Below are 17,127 nucleotides of genomic sequence, written 5' to 3'. Positions count from 1 at the left end.
TGCGTCGACCGCCCGCTGGCTTTTCAACGCATTTGCTGTAGGGATAGATTGTCGCGGCGCTCAATGAAGGGGGACATCATGGCCGAGCCATCCAATGATGATTTCTTCCATAAGCTTGCGGGTTTCACGCGTTTCGAAGGTGTGACCGACAGCGCCAATTACCAGCCTCTCCCGGATGACTGGCTGATTGCCGTCGCCGACATCGTCAGCTCGACGAAGGCGATTGCCGCCGGACACTACAAATCGGTCAATATGGCGGGCGCCAGCGTGATTTCCGCCGTGCTCAACGCCTTGGGCCGAGGCGACTACCCCTTTGCCTTCGGTGGGGATGGTGCAGTGGTCGCCGTCCCGCCTTCCGGCGCGGAACGAGCACGACAAGCTCTTGCGGCTGTACGGGGCTGGGTGATGGAGGAGCTGCAGCTCGATCTGCGCACGGCTTTGGTGCCGATGGGCGCCATTCGTGGCGAGGGGTTCGACGTGCGGGTCGCCCGCTTCAGTCCGAGCGATTATGTCTCCTATGCCATGTTTGCCGGCGGCGGCACGAGTTGGGCGGAGCTGCAGATGAAGGCGGGCCGCTTCATCGTCGAGGCGATGCCGGCAAGAGTGGAACCCGATCTGACGGGCCTTTCGTGCCGCTGGAATCCAATCAAGGCGCAGAATGGCGAGATCGTCTCGATTATTGCCATTCCCGGCGACGCTGGAAGCGGTCCGAAATTTCAGCAACTGGTCGCCGATATCATTGCCATATCTGCGGAGCAGAGCCGCGACAGCCATCCCGTCCCGGTCGAAGGCCCGACGCCGGCATTGAGCTTCGGTGGCGCGGATATCGAGGCGCGGGCTTTGGCCGCCCCGGCCAATCGCTGGTGGCGCAAGCTTGCCATTGATGCTCAGATCGTCCTTGTCTGGGTTCTCGACAAGTTCGGGGTGAGGACCGCAACTTTCGATGCCAAGATCTACCGGCGTGATCTTGCGGCGAATTCCGATTTTCGCAAGTTCGACGATGGCCTGAAAATGACGATCGATGTCGACGCCACGCATCTTGAGCGCATCGAGGCGCGCTTGCGCCAGGCCGAGGCGGAGGGTGTCTGCTGTTTTGGTCTGCATCGCCAGGATAGCGCGTTGATGACCTGTTTCGTGCCGACCCCGCTCATGCGCGATCACATGCATTTCATCGATGGGGCGAGCGGGGGTTATGCGATGGCGGCGATGGCGCTGCGGGAAAAGAGGCCGCCCGAGCTTGCCGCGGGCGAGTGATCTTCGATTGTCACACGCAGCTGGCCATGGGTTTCAGTCGCGATTTTTATCGACCCATTTCGGTTTAGCCCATTGTTTCAGCTGAATATGCGCCTTATCTGAAAGAGAACAAAACGAGAGTCGCCGATTGCGACGGCTGCCGTTTTGCTGCATTTCTGGTGCGGGGGCGTGAGAGATGCATTCGATTTTTCTGGTGCCCGCGCAATCCAGGGGTAGCAAGGGAACGCGCTGGTGCCGTTAATGATTGTTTCATCCAGCCTGGAACGATAGGCCGGAAATTCCGGAAGTGGAAGTCGGCGAAGAAGCCGGTGCTCCATGGCCGGCGAGACATCGGGCATTGCAAGATAGGCCGCGGGGACAATGACTATTCATTCGAGTGTTTCTGATCTTCTTCTTGATAAAGTAGCGGAATGGCTGACACAGGCGGCGCTCACAGGCGAAAACCTGGAGACCATCGTTCGTGGCTTCTGCGAACGCATGGCTGCGACGGGGATGCCGCTCAAGCGCGTGCATTTGACCTTTTCCATGCTTCACCCGCTCTATGATGCGCTCGGCTTTACCTGGCGGCGTGCCGGCGGTCTGATGATCGAGGGCTACCGGCATGGCAACGAGAAGCCGGAACGCTTTGTACAGAGCCCCTACTATTATCTTCTCTCCAACAATCTTCAGCACCTGCGTCGCCGCATCGATGTCGACGGTGCTGTCGAATTTCCGATTTTCGAGGATCTGCGCAAGGAGAAGGTCACCGACTATATGGCCTTCGTGCAGACTTTCGGCGCGGGCTCTGTGCAGGGGATGATGGGCTCCTGGTCGACCGACAGCGTCGGCGGTTTCAGCGAAGAGATGATCGGCGCGTTGATGCGCATGCAGAACCATCTGGCCATGGCCGCCAAGATGGCGGTGCTCGGCAAGCTCGCCAACAATATGCTGACTACCTATCTCGGCGGCGATGCCGGAAAGCGTGTGCTGAACGGCCAGATTCGCCGCGGCGACGGCGAGACGATCCGCGCGGCCCTCGTCATGGGCGATATGCGGCAATCCACGGTTTATGCCGAAAAGGAAGGGCGCCAAGCCTATATCGATACACTGAACGAGTTCTTCGACGCGATCGCAGCGCCGTTCAATCGTAATGGCGGCGAAATCCTGAGCTTCCTTGGTGACGGATTTCTTGCCGTCTACCCATGCGGGCGGCACAAGGACCCGTCAAAGGTGGCTTGCGAAGCTGCACTTTCGGCCGTTTTCGAGGCGCAACGCCGTGTCACGGCGCTCAACAGCGATCGCCAGTCGCGCAATTTGAGCGAAGTGCGCTACGGGATCGGCCTGCATGTCGGCAACGTCATGTTCGGCAATGTCGGCTTGAGGGACCGCTTGACGTTTTCCGCCTTCGGCGCAGCGGTCAACGAGGTCGAGCGCCTACAGTCGCTGACCAAGAAATATGCAACCGAAGTCGTCGCAAGCCAGGCTTTCTCAAGCTACACCGATTGCGAATGGGGGACGTTGGGAGAGGAAAAGCTGCGCGGCGTGCGCCAGCGCTTCACCGTCGTTTCCCCGAAAGCCGCGACGCCAGCCAATGGCGCGCTCGAGATCTTTCAGGAAACGGCACCGGACAGCCTCTCCGAGGCCGAGCAGGTCATTCTCTTGCACAGGGATGCCAAGAAGTTCGAGAACCGTTTTCAAGTTGAAAACCTGACTCCGTAACCGCTGATGCGGCCCGCTTCAGCATAAGCCGATATATCACTGGAAAGACGACGGTTTTTTTACAGTCGCCGCATTGCTTTGACCAGCTAGACACCCGTTATGGCCTACGTTAGTGTGCCGTATAAGGCCACAAAGGTCATGTGAGCGGGAAATAATATGTATGGCGTCAGGGACTGATCTACTGCGTATTGAGAACCTCGACGTCTCATTCTCCCTTTACGGGGATAGTCTGCGCGTCGTCAAGAATGCCGGCTTGAGAGTGCTTCCAGGCAAGGTTACGGCGCTCGTCGGCGAATCCGGCTCCGGCAAGTCGATCATCAGCCAATCGATCATGGGCATCCTCCCAACGGCGGCGAAGGCGACCGGCCGGATTCTGTTTACCGATCCGCTCAACGGTCAGACGACCGATATCCTCCAGTTGCCGCGCGACGGCGTCGCCATCCGCGGGCTGCGTGGCGCGCGGATGGCAAAGATCTTCCAGGAGCCGATGACCTCGCTGTCGCCGCTGCATACGGTCGGCAATCAGATCAGTGAAGCGCTTCGCATTCACAGCGCCGGCACCAGCAGAGCCGAGCAGCGCGAAAAAACGGAAGAGATGCTGAATCTCGTCGGCTTTCAGGACCCGGTTCGCACTTTCGACATGTATCCCTTCGAGCTTTCCGGGGGCATGCGCCAGCGCGCGATGATCGCCATGGCGCTGATCTGCAATCCGGCGCTGCTGATTGCCGACGAGCCGACGACGGCATTGGATGTCACCATCCAGGCGCAGATCCTCGGCCTGCTGCGCAATCTTCAACAGACATTCAACATGGCGATGCTGCTGATCACTCATGATCTCGGCGTCGTTGCGAACATGGCCGACGAGGTCGTGGTCATCTATCATGGCGAGATCATGGAAGCAGGTCCGGTCGAGACGATCTTTCGTCAGCCCCAGCATCGCTATCTGAAGGCGCTGATGTCGGCGGTGCCGCATTTCGACATGAAGCCGGGAGAACGATTGAAGTCCTTGCGGGATGTCCCGGTCAATCTCGGCACTTTCTCCAGCAAGAAGAAGCTTATCGGCAACGGTGTGCCGGCTGCGGGTACGGCGCCCGATGTCCTGCTCAGCGTGCGCAATCTGACCAAGACCTATACCTCGAAGGCGGGCGGGCTGTTCGGGCGACGGGATGGCACGAAGTTCCGCGCGGTCGATGATGTCAGTTTCGATATTCGCCGTGGCGAATGTCTCGGCCTAGTCGGGGAAAGCGGCTGCGGCAAGACCACCGTAAGCAAGATCCTGATGCGGGGTGTCACTGCCGACAGCGGTTCCGTCACCTTCGATGACGGCAGCGGCAAGATCGATGTGCTTGCCGTCAAGGGCGATGAATTGATGGATCTGCGCACGAAGATCCAAATGGTTTTCCAGGACCCGGTCTCTTCGCTTTCTCCGCGCATGACCATCCGCAACATCCTGAGCGAACCCCTCGAAATCCATGGGCGTGGCGACAGTGACGAGCGCAAGCAGAAAGTCACGGCGCTGATGCAGGCGATCGGGCTCGACAAGCACTATCTGAGCCGCTATCCGCACAGCTTCTCCGGCGGCCAGCGCCAGCGCATCGGAATTGCACGCGCCTTGGCGCTAGGCCCCAAGCTTCTGATCCTCGACGAGCCCGTCTCGGCGCTCGACGTGTCCGTCCAGGCGCAGATCCTGAATCTCCTCAAGGATCTGCAGAAAGAACTCGGCCTGACCTATCTGTTCATTTCGCACAATCTCGCGGTGGTCGACTATATGGCCGATCGGATTGCCGTGATGGCGCGCGGACGCATCGTCGAAATCGCGCCGCGCGAGATCATCCTGCGCGATCCCGTTCATCCCTATACGCGCTCACTGCTTTCGGCGGTGCCATTCCCCGATCTGGACCGGCCGCTGGATTTCTCAGCCCTGGGCAGCGAAGGCGCCGCAGCCAAGCAGAAATGGGGGCCGCAATTCTCCGAGGGAGCGGACGGAGATCTGGCCTATGCCGATCTGGGCGGGGGACATTTCGTGCGTGCCCGCCGGGGTCTCGGTGCCCAGGAGCTGCGCAAATGATTAATCGCCGCAGCTTTCTCGGCCTTTTGGCCTCTACCGTTCTGCCCCAGTCCGTCCTCGCGGCCGATGTTGACAACGAGCCGGAATATTTCGCCGATTGGCTGAGGGCCGGCCAGATGCCGCATCTCGCCAAACGTTTGCCGAAATTCCCCCGCGTCGTCAATGTCGCGGCCATGGGGCGCATGCCGGGCCGTTATGGCGGCTCCGTGCGCACGCTCATCGGCAGCCAGAACGATATCCGCCTCATGACCATCTATGGCTATGCTCGCCTGGTTGGTTATGACAGCACGCTGACGCTTCAGCCGGATATTCTCGAGTCCTTTTCCACCGTCAACGATATGGTGTACACCTTCAAGCTGCGCGAGGGCCATAAATGGTCCGACGGGCAGCCGTTTACGGCCCATGATTTTCGTTACTGGTGGGAAGACGTCATCCTCAACAAAGAGCTAACGCCCGGAGGAGGCGCGCTGGAACTCCGCCCGCACGGTAGCCTGCCGCGTTTCGAGCTGATCGACGACTTGACGGTGCGCTATTCCTGGGATGATCCCAACCCGAATTTCCTGCCGATCCTGGCCGCGCCCCAGCCGCTCGTCATCGCCGGGCCGGCGCATTATCTTAAGCAGTTCCACAAGAAATACCAGGACAGCATTCGTCTTTCCTCGCTGATGAAGGAAAACCGGGTGAAGAAATGGCAGGATCTGCATATCAAGATGGGCCGCTCCTACCGGCCTGAAAATCCCAATCTGCCGGTACTCGATCCATGGAAAAACACGACAGCGCCGCCGGCCGAGCAATTCGTATTTGAACGCAACCCCTATTTCCATCGCGTTGACGAGAACGGGCGGCAGCTGCCCTATATCGATCGCATGATCCTGAACATCAGTTCTTCGGCGATCATCGCCGCCAAAACTGGTGCGGGGGAAAGCGATCTACAGGCGACCGGCATAGACTTCAATGACTATACGTTCCTTAAGGAAGCGGAAAGGCGCGATCCAAGCAAGATCAAGGTCGATCTCTGGAAGGCGGCGCGCGGGTCACGCGTTGCCCTGTACCCCAATCTGAATAGCGCCGATCCAGTCTGGCGCGATCTCTTGCGCGATGTTCGGGTGCGCAGAGCGCTGTCGCTTGCGATCGATCGTCACGAGATCAATATGGCGGTCTTCTACGGCCTCGGTACGGCAAGCGCCAACACGATGTTACCCGACAGCCCGCTTTTCAAACCCGAATATGCCTCTGCCTGGATCGAGCACGATCCGGCTCAGGCCAATGCTCTTTTAGACGCTGCCGGCCTGGACAGACGAGATGAAGACGGCATCCGTTTGCTGTCGGATGGCCGGCGAATGGAGATTACCGTTGAAACCCCGGGAGAAAGCACGCTCGATTCCGACGTGCTCGAATTGGTGACCGATCACTGGCGCAAAATCGGCATCGCGCTTTTCATTCGCGTGTCCCAACGTGATGTTTTCCGCAGTCGCGCTATGAGCGGGCGCATTCTGATGTCAATGTGGTTCGGCCTCGACAATGGCGTGGCGACGGCCGACATGAATCCGGGCGAATTGGCGCCGACAGCCAACGACCAGATGCAATGGCCGCTTTGGGGCATGTACTATCTCTCGCGCCAGACGCAAGGGGTGGCTCCCGATGTGCCGGAAGCAGTCGAGTTGGTCAAGCTGCTGGGCGAATGGGAGGAAGCTGCCTCCTCCTTCGAACGTGCCGAAATCTGGCACAGGATGCTAAAGATTTACACGGATCAAGTGTTCTCCATCGGCCTGGTCAACGCCACCTTGCAGCCGATCGTGCATTCGGCCCGCATGCAGAATGTGCCGGAAAAGGCGCTTTACGGCTTCGACCCGACCTGCCTGCTCGGCGTGTACATGCCGGACACCTTCTGGATGAAGGAGGAACGCCGGAATGCTTAAATATATCCTCTGGCGTACCGCCGTGATGATCCCGACCTTGGTCATCATCTCCATGTTGGTCTTCACCATCATCCAGTTGCCGCCCGGAGACTTCTTCGATAGCCAGATCGCCGAACTGCGTGCTCAAGGCGACACCGCCAATCTCCAGGATATGGAGAATCTTCGCCATGAATATGGGCTCGACCAGCCATTGCCGCTCCAATACCTGCATTGGGCCGGCGGCATGCTGCATGGCGATTTCGGCTATTCCTTCGAATATCAGCTGCCGGTATCGGATGTCGTCGGCGACCGGCTCTGGCTGACAATCCTCGTGTCGATGACAACAATCCTCTTGACCTGGCTGATCGCTTTTCCGATCGGCATCTATTCGGCGACTCATCAATATAGCTGGGGCGATTACGGCCTGACTTTCCTTGGTCTGCTCGGTATCGCCATTCCGAATTTTATGCTGGCGCTGATCCTGATGTATTTCGCCAATGTCTGGTTCGGCGTGTCGATCGGCCATCTGATGGATCAGCAATATCTCTCGCAGCCGATGAGCTGGGAGAAGGCGCGCTCGATCCTGTCGCATCTGTGGATTCCGGTCATCATCGTCGGCACGGCAGGGACGGCGGGCATGATCCGCCGCCTTCGCGCCAATCTCCTCGACGAGATGCAGAAGCAATATGTCATCACCGCACGAGCCAAGGGGCTGCATCCCCTGAGGGCTCTGGTGAAATATCCGCTGCGCATGGCGCTGAACTTCTTCGTGGCCGATATCGGCTCCATCCTGCCGTCGATCATTTCGGGCGCCGAGATCACGGCAATCGTGCTGTCGCTGGAGACGACCGGCCCGATGTTGATCCGGGCCCTGCAAAGCCAGGACATGTATCTTGCCGGTTCATTTCTGATGTTTCTCGCCTTCCTCAATGTTATCGGTGTGTTGATCTCGGATATCGCGCTCGGCTTTCTCGATCCCCGCATCCGCTTGCAAGGCAGGAGCACAAAGTGAGCGTATCCCTGCCAAAACCCGGGGCTCCCCTGGAGCATTACGTCTCGAACGCGGATTTCGATCCGGATCAGTTCGAAGCCATGTCGGCCGGCCAGCAGCGCTATTACATGGCTTCTCAGAAGAAGCTGATGTGGTGGAAGTTCAAGAAGCACAAGCTCGCGCTTGCATCAGGCATTTTCCTGCTGCTGGCCTATGGCATGATCGTGATTGCCGAGTTTCTCGCCCCCTACGGGCTGCATACCCGCAATGTCGATTACATCCATTCGCCGCCGCAGGCGGTGCACTTCTTCAACAATGGAGAGTTCGTCGGACCGTTCGTGTACGGCCGCAAGATGACGCTCGATATCGATACGCTGCGCCGGGTCTATATCGATAATCGCTCGGATGTACAGCCGATCCGCTTCTTCTGTCGCGGCGACGCCTATCGCTTCTGGGGGCTGGTGGATTCGAACGTCCATCTGGTCTGTCCTGCGGTCGGCGGACAAATGTACCTGCTTGGGACGGACCGTTTGGGCCGCGACGTGCTGTCGCGCATCATCTATGGCGCACGCATATCCCTAACCATCGGGCTGATCGGCATTTCGGTCAGCTTCGTGCTCGGCATCGTCATCGGCGGTCTAGCGGGCTATCACGGCGGCCTCTTCGATCTCCTCGTCCAGCGCGTGATCGAGGTGCTGCAATCGCTGCCGAGCTTGCCACTGTGGATGGCGCTGGCCGCGATCATGCCCGTGAGCTGGAGCCCGATCATCGTCTATTTCGGCATCACCATCATTCTCGGCATTCTCGACTGGACCGGTCTGGCGCGCGCCGTGCGCTCGAAACTTTTGTCGCTGCGGGAGGAGGACTATGTTCTCGCGGCTCAATTGATGGGCGCCAGCACGCCGCGTATCATCGGTCGTCATCTCGTTCCCGGCTTCATGTCGCATCTCATTGCGTCGGCAACGATCTCCGTTCCGAGCATGATTCTCGGCGAAACTGCGCTCAGCTTCCTCGGATTGGGGCTTCGCCCGCCAATCACGAGCTGGGGCATTTTGCTGACCGAGGCAAGGAGCGTCAGCGTCATTGCCTTCTATCCATGGCTCCTTTTCCCTATGATCCCGGTGATTTTGATCATTCTGGCGTTCAACTTTTTAGGAGACGGCTTGCGCGATGCCGCCGATCCCTACAAATAGCAGGATGAACGGCGAAGACAGGATTGCAATTCGAGAAGCGGCCCGCGGATGTCGTTTGCCGACAGACCGCGTATAATTTTCACCCCCAGAGGTTTTTGCCTATGAAGCGGCGCTTAGAAGATGCTCGAATCCTCATGTATAGCCATGACACGTTCGGTCTCGGCCATCTGAGGCGGTGCAGAACGATTGCCCATGCGCTTGTCGAGGACTATCGCGGTTTGAACGTGCTGATCATTTCCGGCGCGACGATCGCAGGGGCATTCGATTATCGTGCTCGTGTCGATTTCGTCAAAGTGCCGAGCGTTATCAAGCTGCGCGACGGCGAATACACGTCTATGGCGAGCCATGTCGCGCTGCAGGAAACGCTGAAGATGCGGCAGTCGATCATTCGCCATACGGCCGAAACCTTCCAGCCCGACGTTTTTATCGTCGACAAGGAGCCGATGGGGCTGAAAGGCGAGGTCGAGGAGACGCTGACCTATCTGAAGGCGCGCGGCACCACGCTCGTACTCGGCATGCGCGACGTGATGGATGCGCCGCACCTGCTGGAAGCCGAATGGAAAAAGAACAACGTCCTCCAGAAGATCGATCAATTCTACGATCGCGTCTGGGTCTACGGCCCGCCAGATTTTCACGATCCGCTCGTCGGCCTTGATGTCCCCTCCGGTGTGCGCCGAAAGATGGAGTTCGTCGGCTTCCTGCAGCGCAGCGTTTCCACCCTGGGCACGAAATCGGAACATGTGCCTGACGAGGATTATATCCTGGTGACAACAGGCGGCGGTGGCGACGGCGCCGATCTCGTCAGCGATGTCATTGCCGCTTTCGAGGAGGACAGCTCCCTCACGCAGAAGACGCTGATCGTGCTCGGCCCCTATATGCCCGCCAAGGAACGCGGCCAGCTTTTGGAGCGCGCCAGCAAGATCGACTGTCTGCAGGTCATCGAGTTCGACAACAAGATGGAAGAGCTGATCGCCGGCGCCAAGGCTGTCGTCGCAATGGGCGGCTATAATACCTATTGCGAGATCCTGTCCTTCGACAAGCCGGCGCTGATCATTCCGCGCACGCGGCCGCGCGAGGAGCAGCTCATCCGTGCACAGCGGGCAAGTGAGCTCGGCCTCGTCGACATGCTGCTGCCGGAAGAATCGGTCGATCCGAAGCAGCTTGCCGCTGCCCTGAAGCGCCTGCCGAACCGGGCACCACCTTCGGCGAGCAACAGCAACATGCGTCTGGAAGGGCTTGTGCATATTTCGCGCACTGTTGGCGAATGGTTCGATGACCGCGAGCGCTATACGCCGCTATCGATCGTTGCCGAGTAGATTACCGGAACCGGTCGATGCGGAAGAAAATACTGGTGGTGCTGAAAGGCTATCCCCGCCTGTCGGAAACCTTCATCGCGCAGGAGCTGCTCGGCCTGGAGAGGGCTGGCTTCGAGCTGACGTTGATTTCGATGCGCAAGCCCACGGACAAGAAGCGTCATCCCGTCCATGACGAGATCAAGGCGCGCGTCGTCTATCTGCCCGAATATCTGCATAACGAACCGTTGAGGGTGCTTCGCGCCCTCTTTGCTGGTATCGGCAAGCCTGGGTTCAAGCCGCTCCTGAAGCAGTTCTGGAGCGATCTGAAACGGGATATTGCGCCGAACCGCGTGCGGCGCTTCGGTCAGGCCTTGGTGCTTGCGCATGAATGGCCCGATGGCGGTGAATGGCTGCATGCGCATTTCATCCACACGCCGGCCTCGGTAACGTCCTATGCCAGCATCATGACCGGTATTCCCTGGACTTGTTCGGCCCATGCCAAGGATATCTGGACGTCGCCGGACTGGGAGCTCTCGGAAAAACTCGGCCGCGCCCGCTGGACCGTGACCTGCACGCGCACCGGCTTCGAGCACATGCGCGATCTGGTCGGAGCGGACGACAAGGTCCATCTGAGCTATCACGGTCTGGATCTCGATCGCTTCGGCTCCTTCATCGGCGAACATTCCAGCCGCGATGGCAGGGAGGCTTCCGATCCCGCTTTTATCCTCAGCGTTGGACGTGCGGTGGAGAAGAAGGGATACGACGTGCTGCTGAAGGCGCTGGCATTGCTCCCCGGCGATCTCAACTGGCGCTTTACTCACATTGGCGGCGGCGATGGCCTGACGAAACTCAAGGCATTGGCCGATACGCTTGGCATTGCCGACCGCATCACCTGGAAGGGTGCGCTGGCACAGGAAGACGTGCTTGCCCACTATCGCCAGGCCGATATCTTCGCGCTTGCTTGCCGGGTGGCCGCTGACGGTGATCGTGATGGACTGCCGAACGTGCTCGTGGAGGCCTCTAGCCAGCGTCTCGTCTGCGTCTCCACCAATGTCTCCGGCGTTCCCGAGCTCCTCGAAGATGGTGCGAACGGTCTCGTCGTTCCTCCGGAGGATCCGCAGGCGCTTGCCGTGGCGCTGGAATCCGCCATTCGTAACCCGGCGCTGCGTCACAGGCTGGGCGAAGCGGCCGAAAGGCGGGTGCGCGAGCATTTCGACTATCACGCCAGCATCCGGCAACTGACAGGGCTGTTCGAGGAGCAATGGCAGAGAGAAGATCAATGGCGGAAATCCGCATGACAACCTCGCATAGCCTACCCTTGCGGGTCTTTTTCTACGTTCAGCATCTCCTTGGCATCGGCCATCTGGCGCGGGCGAGCCGCATTGCCAGCGCGTTGGCGAAAGACGGCTGCCAGGTGACGATGGTCACCGGCGGCGTGCCGGTCAACGGATTTCCCGGCGCTGATGTGACCTCGGTGACATTGCCGGCCGTGGTTGCGAGCAGCGCCGGCTTTTCCGGCCTCGCCGATCAGTCAAGCAACCCGGTCGGCGAAGAGTTTCTGTCCCGCCGGAGGGATCTGCTGCTGGAGGCGTTCCGGCAGGCTGCACCCGATGTCGTCATCATCGAGGCCTTTCCCTTCGGCCGCAGGCAGATGCGTTTCGAGCTCCTGCCGCTGCTCGACGCCATTGCCAAATCTGACCCGAAGCCGAGGCTCTACACCTCCGTGCGGGACATTCTGCAACAACAGAAGAAACCGGGGCGCGACGAAGAGACGGTCGGCCTGCTTCGCGATCATTTCGATGGCGTGCTCGTCCATGGCGATCCGCATTTCGTCCGACTGGAAGAGACCTTTCCCCTGACCGAGGCGATCGCCGACAAGATCGTCTATACGGGTCTTGTCGCACCCGCTTTGCCGCCGGAACCGGTCGAAATCTTCGACATCGTCGTTTCGGCCGGCGGCGGTGCTGTCGGGCGCGACCTCATCCGCGCCTCGTTGGAAGCGGCAAGCCGCGTGGCCACCGATCGCCGCTGGCTGCTGATCGCCGGGCCGAATCTGCCGGAGCAGGATTACGCCGATCTCGCTGGCGCCGCACCTGGCAATGTCGAGTTCGTTCGCTTCCGCAAGGACTTTCCCTCCCTTTTGCGTGGCGCCGAGCTTTCGATTTCGCAGGCCGGCTATAATACGGTCGGTGATCTTCTGGTGACCGGCTGCCGCGCCATTCTGGTTCCTTTCACCGCCGGCGGTGAGACGGAGCAATCCGTCCGAGCCGAGCGGCTGGAGAGATTGGGGCTGGCATTGGCCTTGCCGGAAGCGGGATTGACGGCGGATATGTTAGTCGAGGCCGTGAGGACAGCGCTGTCCCGACCCAAGCCAGGCAACCCGGATATCGATCTTGGCGGCGCCGCCAGAACATCGGCCATTCTGCGTGAGATCAGGTAGCGACGTGTACGGCCGATATCGGAGACATCCTGTCGTTTTATCCTCCTGGATTCCCGCAATCTTGTGATATAAATCGAAAATTCGATGAATCGGGAGGAGCGTGGACGAAAGACCGGGCGGAGTCCCTTTTCACATATGGGGCCACGTATCAGTAACGAAACCTTCCCGCATCTCTGCAACATCGGTGCCGGCATCGCGCTGGCGCTGGGCGTTGAATTTGAAAGCCTGCAGTAAGCAATGGAAAAAAGCCTAGCGCGCTACATTTGGTCGAATACCCGGCTGGAGCAGATCTGGATACTGCTCGTCGTCGCGGCCTCGATGATCCCGTACTTCCTCTCCTTCGACTTACCGAAGCAGATCGTCAACGGGCCCATCCAGGGCAAGGGTTTCGAACATCCTGGCGATACGCAGACCTTCATGCACATCGCCTTCAATGTGCCACTCATCGGCCATGTCGAGATTTTTCAAGGCGTGCAGCTGACGCGCATGTCGATGCTCGTTGCGCTGAGCATGGTGTTTCTGGCGCTCGTCGTGCTCAACGGCCTCTTCAAACTCTATATCAACACCTACAAGGGACGGCTCGGCGAGCGCATGCTTCGCCGTATCCGCTTCGAGCTGATCGACCGGGTATTGCGGTTTCCGCCGGCGCATTTCAAGCGGGTCAAGCCCGCTGAAATCGCCACCATGATCAAGGACGAGGTAGAGCCGATGGGCGGCTTCACGGGCGATGCCTTCGTGCAGCCCGCCCTTCTCGGCGGCCAGGCGGTAACGGCGCTCGTCTTCATCATCATGCAGAATTTCTGGCTCGGCATGATTGCCGCCGCCATCGTCGCCGTGCAGGCGATCGTCATTCCCCGCATGCGCAAGCGGCTCCTGGAACTCGGGCGCCAGCGGCAGCTGACGGCGCGCGAACTTTCCGGCCGCGTCGGCGAAATCGTCGATGGCATCGGCACCATCCATGCCAACGATACGACGAACCTGGAGCGCGCCGACATTGCCCACCGGCTCGGATTGATCTTCTCGATCCGCTACGATCTCTACCAGTGGAAGTTCATGGTGAAATTCATCAATAACTTCCTGGCTCAGGTCACGCCCTTCCTGTTCTACCTGATCGGCGGCTTCCTGGCGTTGCAGGGCCGCCTGGACATCGGTCAGCTCGTCGCCGTCATCAACGCCTATAAGGATCTGCCCGGCCCGCTGAAGGAGCTGATCGACTGGGACCAGTCGCGTCAGGACGTCCAGGTAAAATACAATCAGGTGGTCGAGCAGTTCAGCGTCGATCACCTGATCGATCCGAAAATCCAGGCGGTTTCGCCCGCGCCCGCGGCCCGCATAACCCATTCTCTCGTCGCAACCAATCTGACGATCGTCGACGACAGCGGCGCGCGCGTGCTGGACCATGTTTCGGTTGAAATTCATCCAGGTGAACGGGTGGCGATCGTCGGCGACAGCGGTGCAGGCGGCGAATATCTCGCAGAGGCGTTCGGGCGCCTGACCTGGCCGGACAGCGGCCGTATCTCGATCGACGGTCACGATATTCTGGAACTGCCGGAATCCCTCATCGGGCGACGCATCGCTTACGCCTCCTCCGAAACGTTCTTCTTTCACGGCACCTTGCGCAGCAATCTCCTTTATGGCCTCAAGCATGCGCCGCTCGTTGCCCCCGTCTACAGCGAGGATGAGGCAGTAAAGGTCAAATGGAGCATGGCCGAGGCACGGCGGGCGGCCAATCCCGAATTCGATCTCAATAGCGACTGGGTGGATTACGCCGCTGCCGGCGCAACGGGGCCGGATGATATCTATTCCGCAATCCGGCCGGTTCTCGATGCCGTCGCCATGTCGCAGGATATTTTCGACATGGCCCTGCGCTCGAATGTCGATGCCACTGCACACCAGGATCTGACGTCGCGCATTGTCGAACTGCGGCAGGCATTGCGCTCGCGGCTTGAGGAGGAAAAGCTCGAGGATCTCGTAGTTCCCTTCGAGTTCGATGCCTACAATCCGCAAGCGACGGTTGGTGAAAATCTGCTTTTCGGTACGCTGAAGCGGCCGCAGATGACCAATCGCAAGCTGGCGGCTCATCCCTATTTCCGGCAGATATTCGCCGAGACGGGTCTGGTATCCGATTTATACGATATGGGCCTGGAGATCGCCGAAAACGCGGTCGAACTCTTCACGGACCTGCCGCCGGACCACCCGTTCTTCCAGCAGCTGACCTTCATGACGGCGGAAGATATCCCGACCTATGAGGCGCTGCTGCAGAAGCTGAACGGCAAGGGCTATGAGGCGGCTACCGACGATGAGCGTGCGGCCATCATCCGGCTGAGCTTCTCCTATATCGAACCGCGTCACCGCTTCGGTCTTCTGACGCAGGTGCTCATGGAAAAGATCGTGCAGGCCCGCGCGAAATTCTACGAGAATATCCCGGCTGATCTTGCCAAGGTCATCGAGCGCTATGATCCGGAGCGTTTCACCGCGTCCGCCACCTTGATGGACAACGTGCTGTTCGGCCGCATCGCGCATCAGCAGGCGAATGCACCGGAACGCATCCACCAGATCATGTATGATGTGTTCGGGCGTCTCGGCATGCATGATGCAGTTCTGTCGATCGGGCTGGATTTCGACGTCGGCTCGGGCGGCAAACGCCTGACCAATGTGCAACGCCAGAAACTCAATCTTGGTCGCGCCCTTCTGAAGCGTGCCGATTACATCATCTGCAATCGGCCGCTGCCAGCGCTCGACCATCGCGTCCAGGATCAGATCGCGAGGGCCATTCTCGGCGAACTCCATAGCGGGGATTATGCACCGGCGATCATCTGGGTTCTCTCCAACCCCAGTTTTGCCGAATTGTTCGACCGTGTCATGGTTTTCGATCACGGCAGCCTCGTCGAAAACGGCTCTACCACCGATCTTTTAGAGAAAAACGGTATGTTCAAAGAACTGTTATCGTAATATCCTATCTCGACAGTGGCGTCTGGGGCCGAACACTGGGGGTATTGAAGCTCATGCTTCTGAAGGACGAAGTTGAAATGCTGAAGCGGGTGCCGATTTTTTCGCGCATTGCACCTGCAAAATTGAAACTTTTGGCGTTTACATCCGATCGGGTCAGCTACAATGCTGGCCAAACCCTGTTTCATCAGGGCGATCAAGGTGATGCAGCCTATGTTGTTCTTTCAGGAACCGCTGATATTCTCGTCGATAGCCCAGCCGGCGAGATCAAGGTTGCTGAAGTCGACCTTAATTCCATCGTTGGCGAGATCGCCATCCTCTGCGATGTCTCTCGTACAGCCACGGTAAAAGCGACTTCGAGGCTGGAGGCCTTGAAGATCAGCAAGGAGCATTTCCTGAAGCTGCTCAGCGATTTTCCGGAGATGGCCGTCGAGATCATGCGCGTGCTGGCAGATCGCCTCAACCACACGACCTCGGAACTGACCGCCGTCCGTAGCCGCCTCAACCAGCCGCAGTCGATGTCCACCCACTGAGATTGAGGGGGCAAGTGCCCAGACTTTTGAGAGGCGGGCGTCCCATTTCAATATGGCGAACCCAATTCCGAAATATGCGCGGCCTGAATATGAACGCCGATTTCTTCTCAGCGACATTCCGGATCTTCCCGGAATGGCATTCCGGCTGATCGAAGATCTTTATCTCGACGACACCAGGCTGCGCCTTCGCAAGATCACCTGCGAGGATGGAAACGAGCACTACAAGCTCTGCAAAAAATACCCCGGCCCGAGCGCCAATCCCCTGGCAATCGTCAATATCTACCTGACATCGCAGGAATATGATCTTCTTTCAGCGCTGAACGGCAAAAGCATTCGGAAGAGGCGGTACAATATTGCCCCGTCCGCGCTTTGCCTCGATATTTTCGAAGGCCAGCTTGCCGGCTTGGTTCTATGCGAGATCGAGGCGGAGTCCGTCGCCTTGCTCGAAGCGCATACATTGCCTCACTGGATTGGACGCGACGTTTCAGACGATCCGTTTTTCACCGGCGGCAATCTTGCTTCTATCGATGCTGCGCAACTGTCGGAGAGACTGGCGTCGCTCGGGTCTGGCGCTTAGTCGTTAACGATCTTGCCGGCAATGAAGAAGCTCAAGACAGGCAGCGCGATCCAATCAAGCCAATCGGAGGGAGGTGCTGCGGTGCGTCGTCTTTTTTTCGCGAAGGAGGTTTTCTCTGCCGCCTTCGTAGGCTCTAGAGCGTTTCATGTTTTGTTTGAAGCGTATCCTGCATTGACAAGATAATTGGTGCACTCGTCTGGACTGATTGTCTGGACGAGTGAGCCGAGATAT

At 58.9% G+C, this 17,127-nt stretch carries 12 protein-coding genes; all 12 read left to right on the top strand.

Annotated features, from left to right (window positions below; genetic code table 11):
* Positions 1-78: 78 nt before the first annotated feature.
* Complete coding sequence (locus tag PH562_RS16905) at positions 79-1,254, top strand: DUF3095 domain-containing protein (RefSeq protein WP_285174255.1); 1,176 nt, start codon at positions 79-81, stop codon at positions 1,252-1,254.
* A 360-nt stretch (positions 1,255-1,614) separates the two neighbouring features.
* Complete coding sequence (locus tag PH562_RS16900; RefSeq protein ID WP_113228374.1) at positions 1,615-2,952, top strand: adenylate/guanylate cyclase domain-containing protein; 1,338 nt, start codon at positions 1,615-1,617, stop codon at positions 2,950-2,952.
* Between the two features lie 160 nt (positions 2,953-3,112).
* Complete coding sequence (locus tag PH562_RS16895) at positions 3,113-5,020, top strand: ABC transporter ATP-binding protein (RefSeq protein WP_113228373.1); 1,908 nt, start codon at positions 3,113-3,115, stop codon at positions 5,018-5,020.
* Complete coding sequence (locus PH562_RS16890; RefSeq protein WP_285174254.1) at positions 5,017-6,939, top strand: ABC transporter substrate-binding protein; 1,923 nt, start codon at positions 5,017-5,019, stop codon at positions 6,937-6,939. The genes PH562_RS16895 and PH562_RS16890 overlap by 4 nt, the downstream gene beginning before the upstream one ends.
* Complete coding sequence (locus PH562_RS16885) at positions 6,932-7,930, top strand: ABC transporter permease (RefSeq protein ID WP_113228371.1); 999 nt, start codon at positions 6,932-6,934, stop codon at positions 7,928-7,930. Before PH562_RS16890 ends, PH562_RS16885 begins: the two co-directional genes overlap by 8 nt.
* On the top strand, positions 7,927-9,102 hold the full coding sequence (locus PH562_RS16880) for an ABC transporter permease (protein WP_285174253.1): 1,176 nt from the start codon (positions 7,927-7,929) through the stop codon (positions 9,100-9,102). Before PH562_RS16885 ends, PH562_RS16880 begins: the two co-directional genes overlap by 4 nt.
* Before the next feature lie 101 nt (positions 9,103-9,203).
* A complete protein-coding gene (locus PH562_RS16875) occupies positions 9,204-10,418 on the top strand; it encodes a glycosyltransferase family protein (protein WP_113228369.1) in 1,215 nt (404 codons plus the stop codon).
* A gap of 17 nt (positions 10,419-10,435) precedes the next feature.
* Positions 10,436-11,695 carry a glycosyltransferase family 4 protein gene (locus tag PH562_RS16870; RefSeq protein ID WP_285174252.1) on the top strand — a complete coding sequence of 420 codons (1,260 nt, stop codon included), beginning with the start codon at positions 10,436-10,438 and terminating at the stop codon, positions 11,693-11,695.
* The gene (locus PH562_RS16865; RefSeq protein WP_113228367.1) at positions 11,692-12,837 is read left to right on the top strand and encodes a glycosyltransferase family protein; all 1,146 of its coding nucleotides are present in this window, start codon (positions 11,692-11,694) and stop codon (positions 12,835-12,837) included. Before PH562_RS16870 ends, PH562_RS16865 begins: the two co-directional genes overlap by 4 nt.
* 237 nt (positions 12,838-13,074) lie before the next feature.
* Positions 13,075-15,789 carry an ABC transporter ATP-binding protein gene (locus PH562_RS16860; RefSeq protein WP_113228366.1) on the top strand — a complete coding sequence of 905 codons (2,715 nt, stop codon included), beginning with the start codon at positions 13,075-13,077 and terminating at the stop codon, positions 15,787-15,789.
* Between the two features lie 53 nt (positions 15,790-15,842).
* Entirely contained in the window at positions 15,843-16,319 is a 477-nt protein-coding gene (locus PH562_RS16855) for a cyclic nucleotide-binding domain-containing protein (RefSeq protein WP_015343447.1), read from the top strand.
* A 133-nt stretch (positions 16,320-16,452) separates the two neighbouring features.
* The gene (locus tag PH562_RS16850; protein ID WP_285174251.1) at positions 16,453-16,896 is read left to right on the top strand and encodes a CYTH domain-containing protein; all 444 of its coding nucleotides are present in this window, start codon (positions 16,453-16,455) and stop codon (positions 16,894-16,896) included.
* The last annotated feature ends 231 nt before the right edge of the window (positions 16,897-17,127 follow it).

Source organism: Rhizobium centroccidentale (genome assembly GCF_030182565.1).
Lineage (GTDB): Bacteria > Pseudomonadota > Alphaproteobacteria > Rhizobiales > Rhizobiaceae > Rhizobium.
This window is presented reverse-complemented; position numbering and strand designations above follow the sequence as displayed.

What these genes read in the sequence shown, in the direction of transcription:
- PH562_RS16905 (WP_285174255.1), top strand. Translation starts at nt 79, where the DNA reads ATGGCCGAGCCATCCAATGATGATTTCTTCCATAAGCTTGCGGGTTTC.
- PH562_RS16900 (WP_113228374.1), top strand. Translation starts at nt 1,615, where the DNA reads ATGACTATTCATTCGAGTGTTTCTGATCTTCTTCTTGATAAAGTAGCG.
- PH562_RS16895 (WP_113228373.1), top strand. Translation starts at nt 3,113, where the DNA reads ATGGCGTCAGGGACTGATCTACTGCGTATTGAGAACCTCGACGTCTCA.
- PH562_RS16890 (WP_285174254.1), top strand. Translation starts at nt 5,017, where the DNA reads ATGATTAATCGCCGCAGCTTTCTCGGCCTTTTGGCCTCTACCGTTCTG.
- PH562_RS16885 (WP_113228371.1), top strand. Translation starts at nt 6,932, where the DNA reads ATGCTTAAATATATCCTCTGGCGTACCGCCGTGATGATCCCGACCTTG.
- PH562_RS16875 (WP_113228369.1), top strand. Translation starts at nt 9,204, where the DNA reads ATGAAGCGGCGCTTAGAAGATGCTCGAATCCTCATGTATAGCCATGAC.
- PH562_RS16870 (WP_285174252.1), top strand. Translation starts at nt 10,436, where the DNA reads ATGCGGAAGAAAATACTGGTGGTGCTGAAAGGCTATCCCCGCCTGTCG.
- PH562_RS16865 (WP_113228367.1), top strand. Translation starts at nt 11,692, where the DNA reads ATGACAACCTCGCATAGCCTACCCTTGCGGGTCTTTTTCTACGTTCAG.
- PH562_RS16860 (WP_113228366.1), top strand. Translation starts at nt 13,075, where the DNA reads ATGGAAAAAAGCCTAGCGCGCTACATTTGGTCGAATACCCGGCTGGAG.
- PH562_RS16855 (WP_015343447.1), top strand. Translation starts at nt 15,843, where the DNA reads ATGCTTCTGAAGGACGAAGTTGAAATGCTGAAGCGGGTGCCGATTTTT.
- PH562_RS16850 (WP_285174251.1), top strand. Translation starts at nt 16,453, where the DNA reads ATGGCATTCCGGCTGATCGAAGATCTTTATCTCGACGACACCAGGCTG.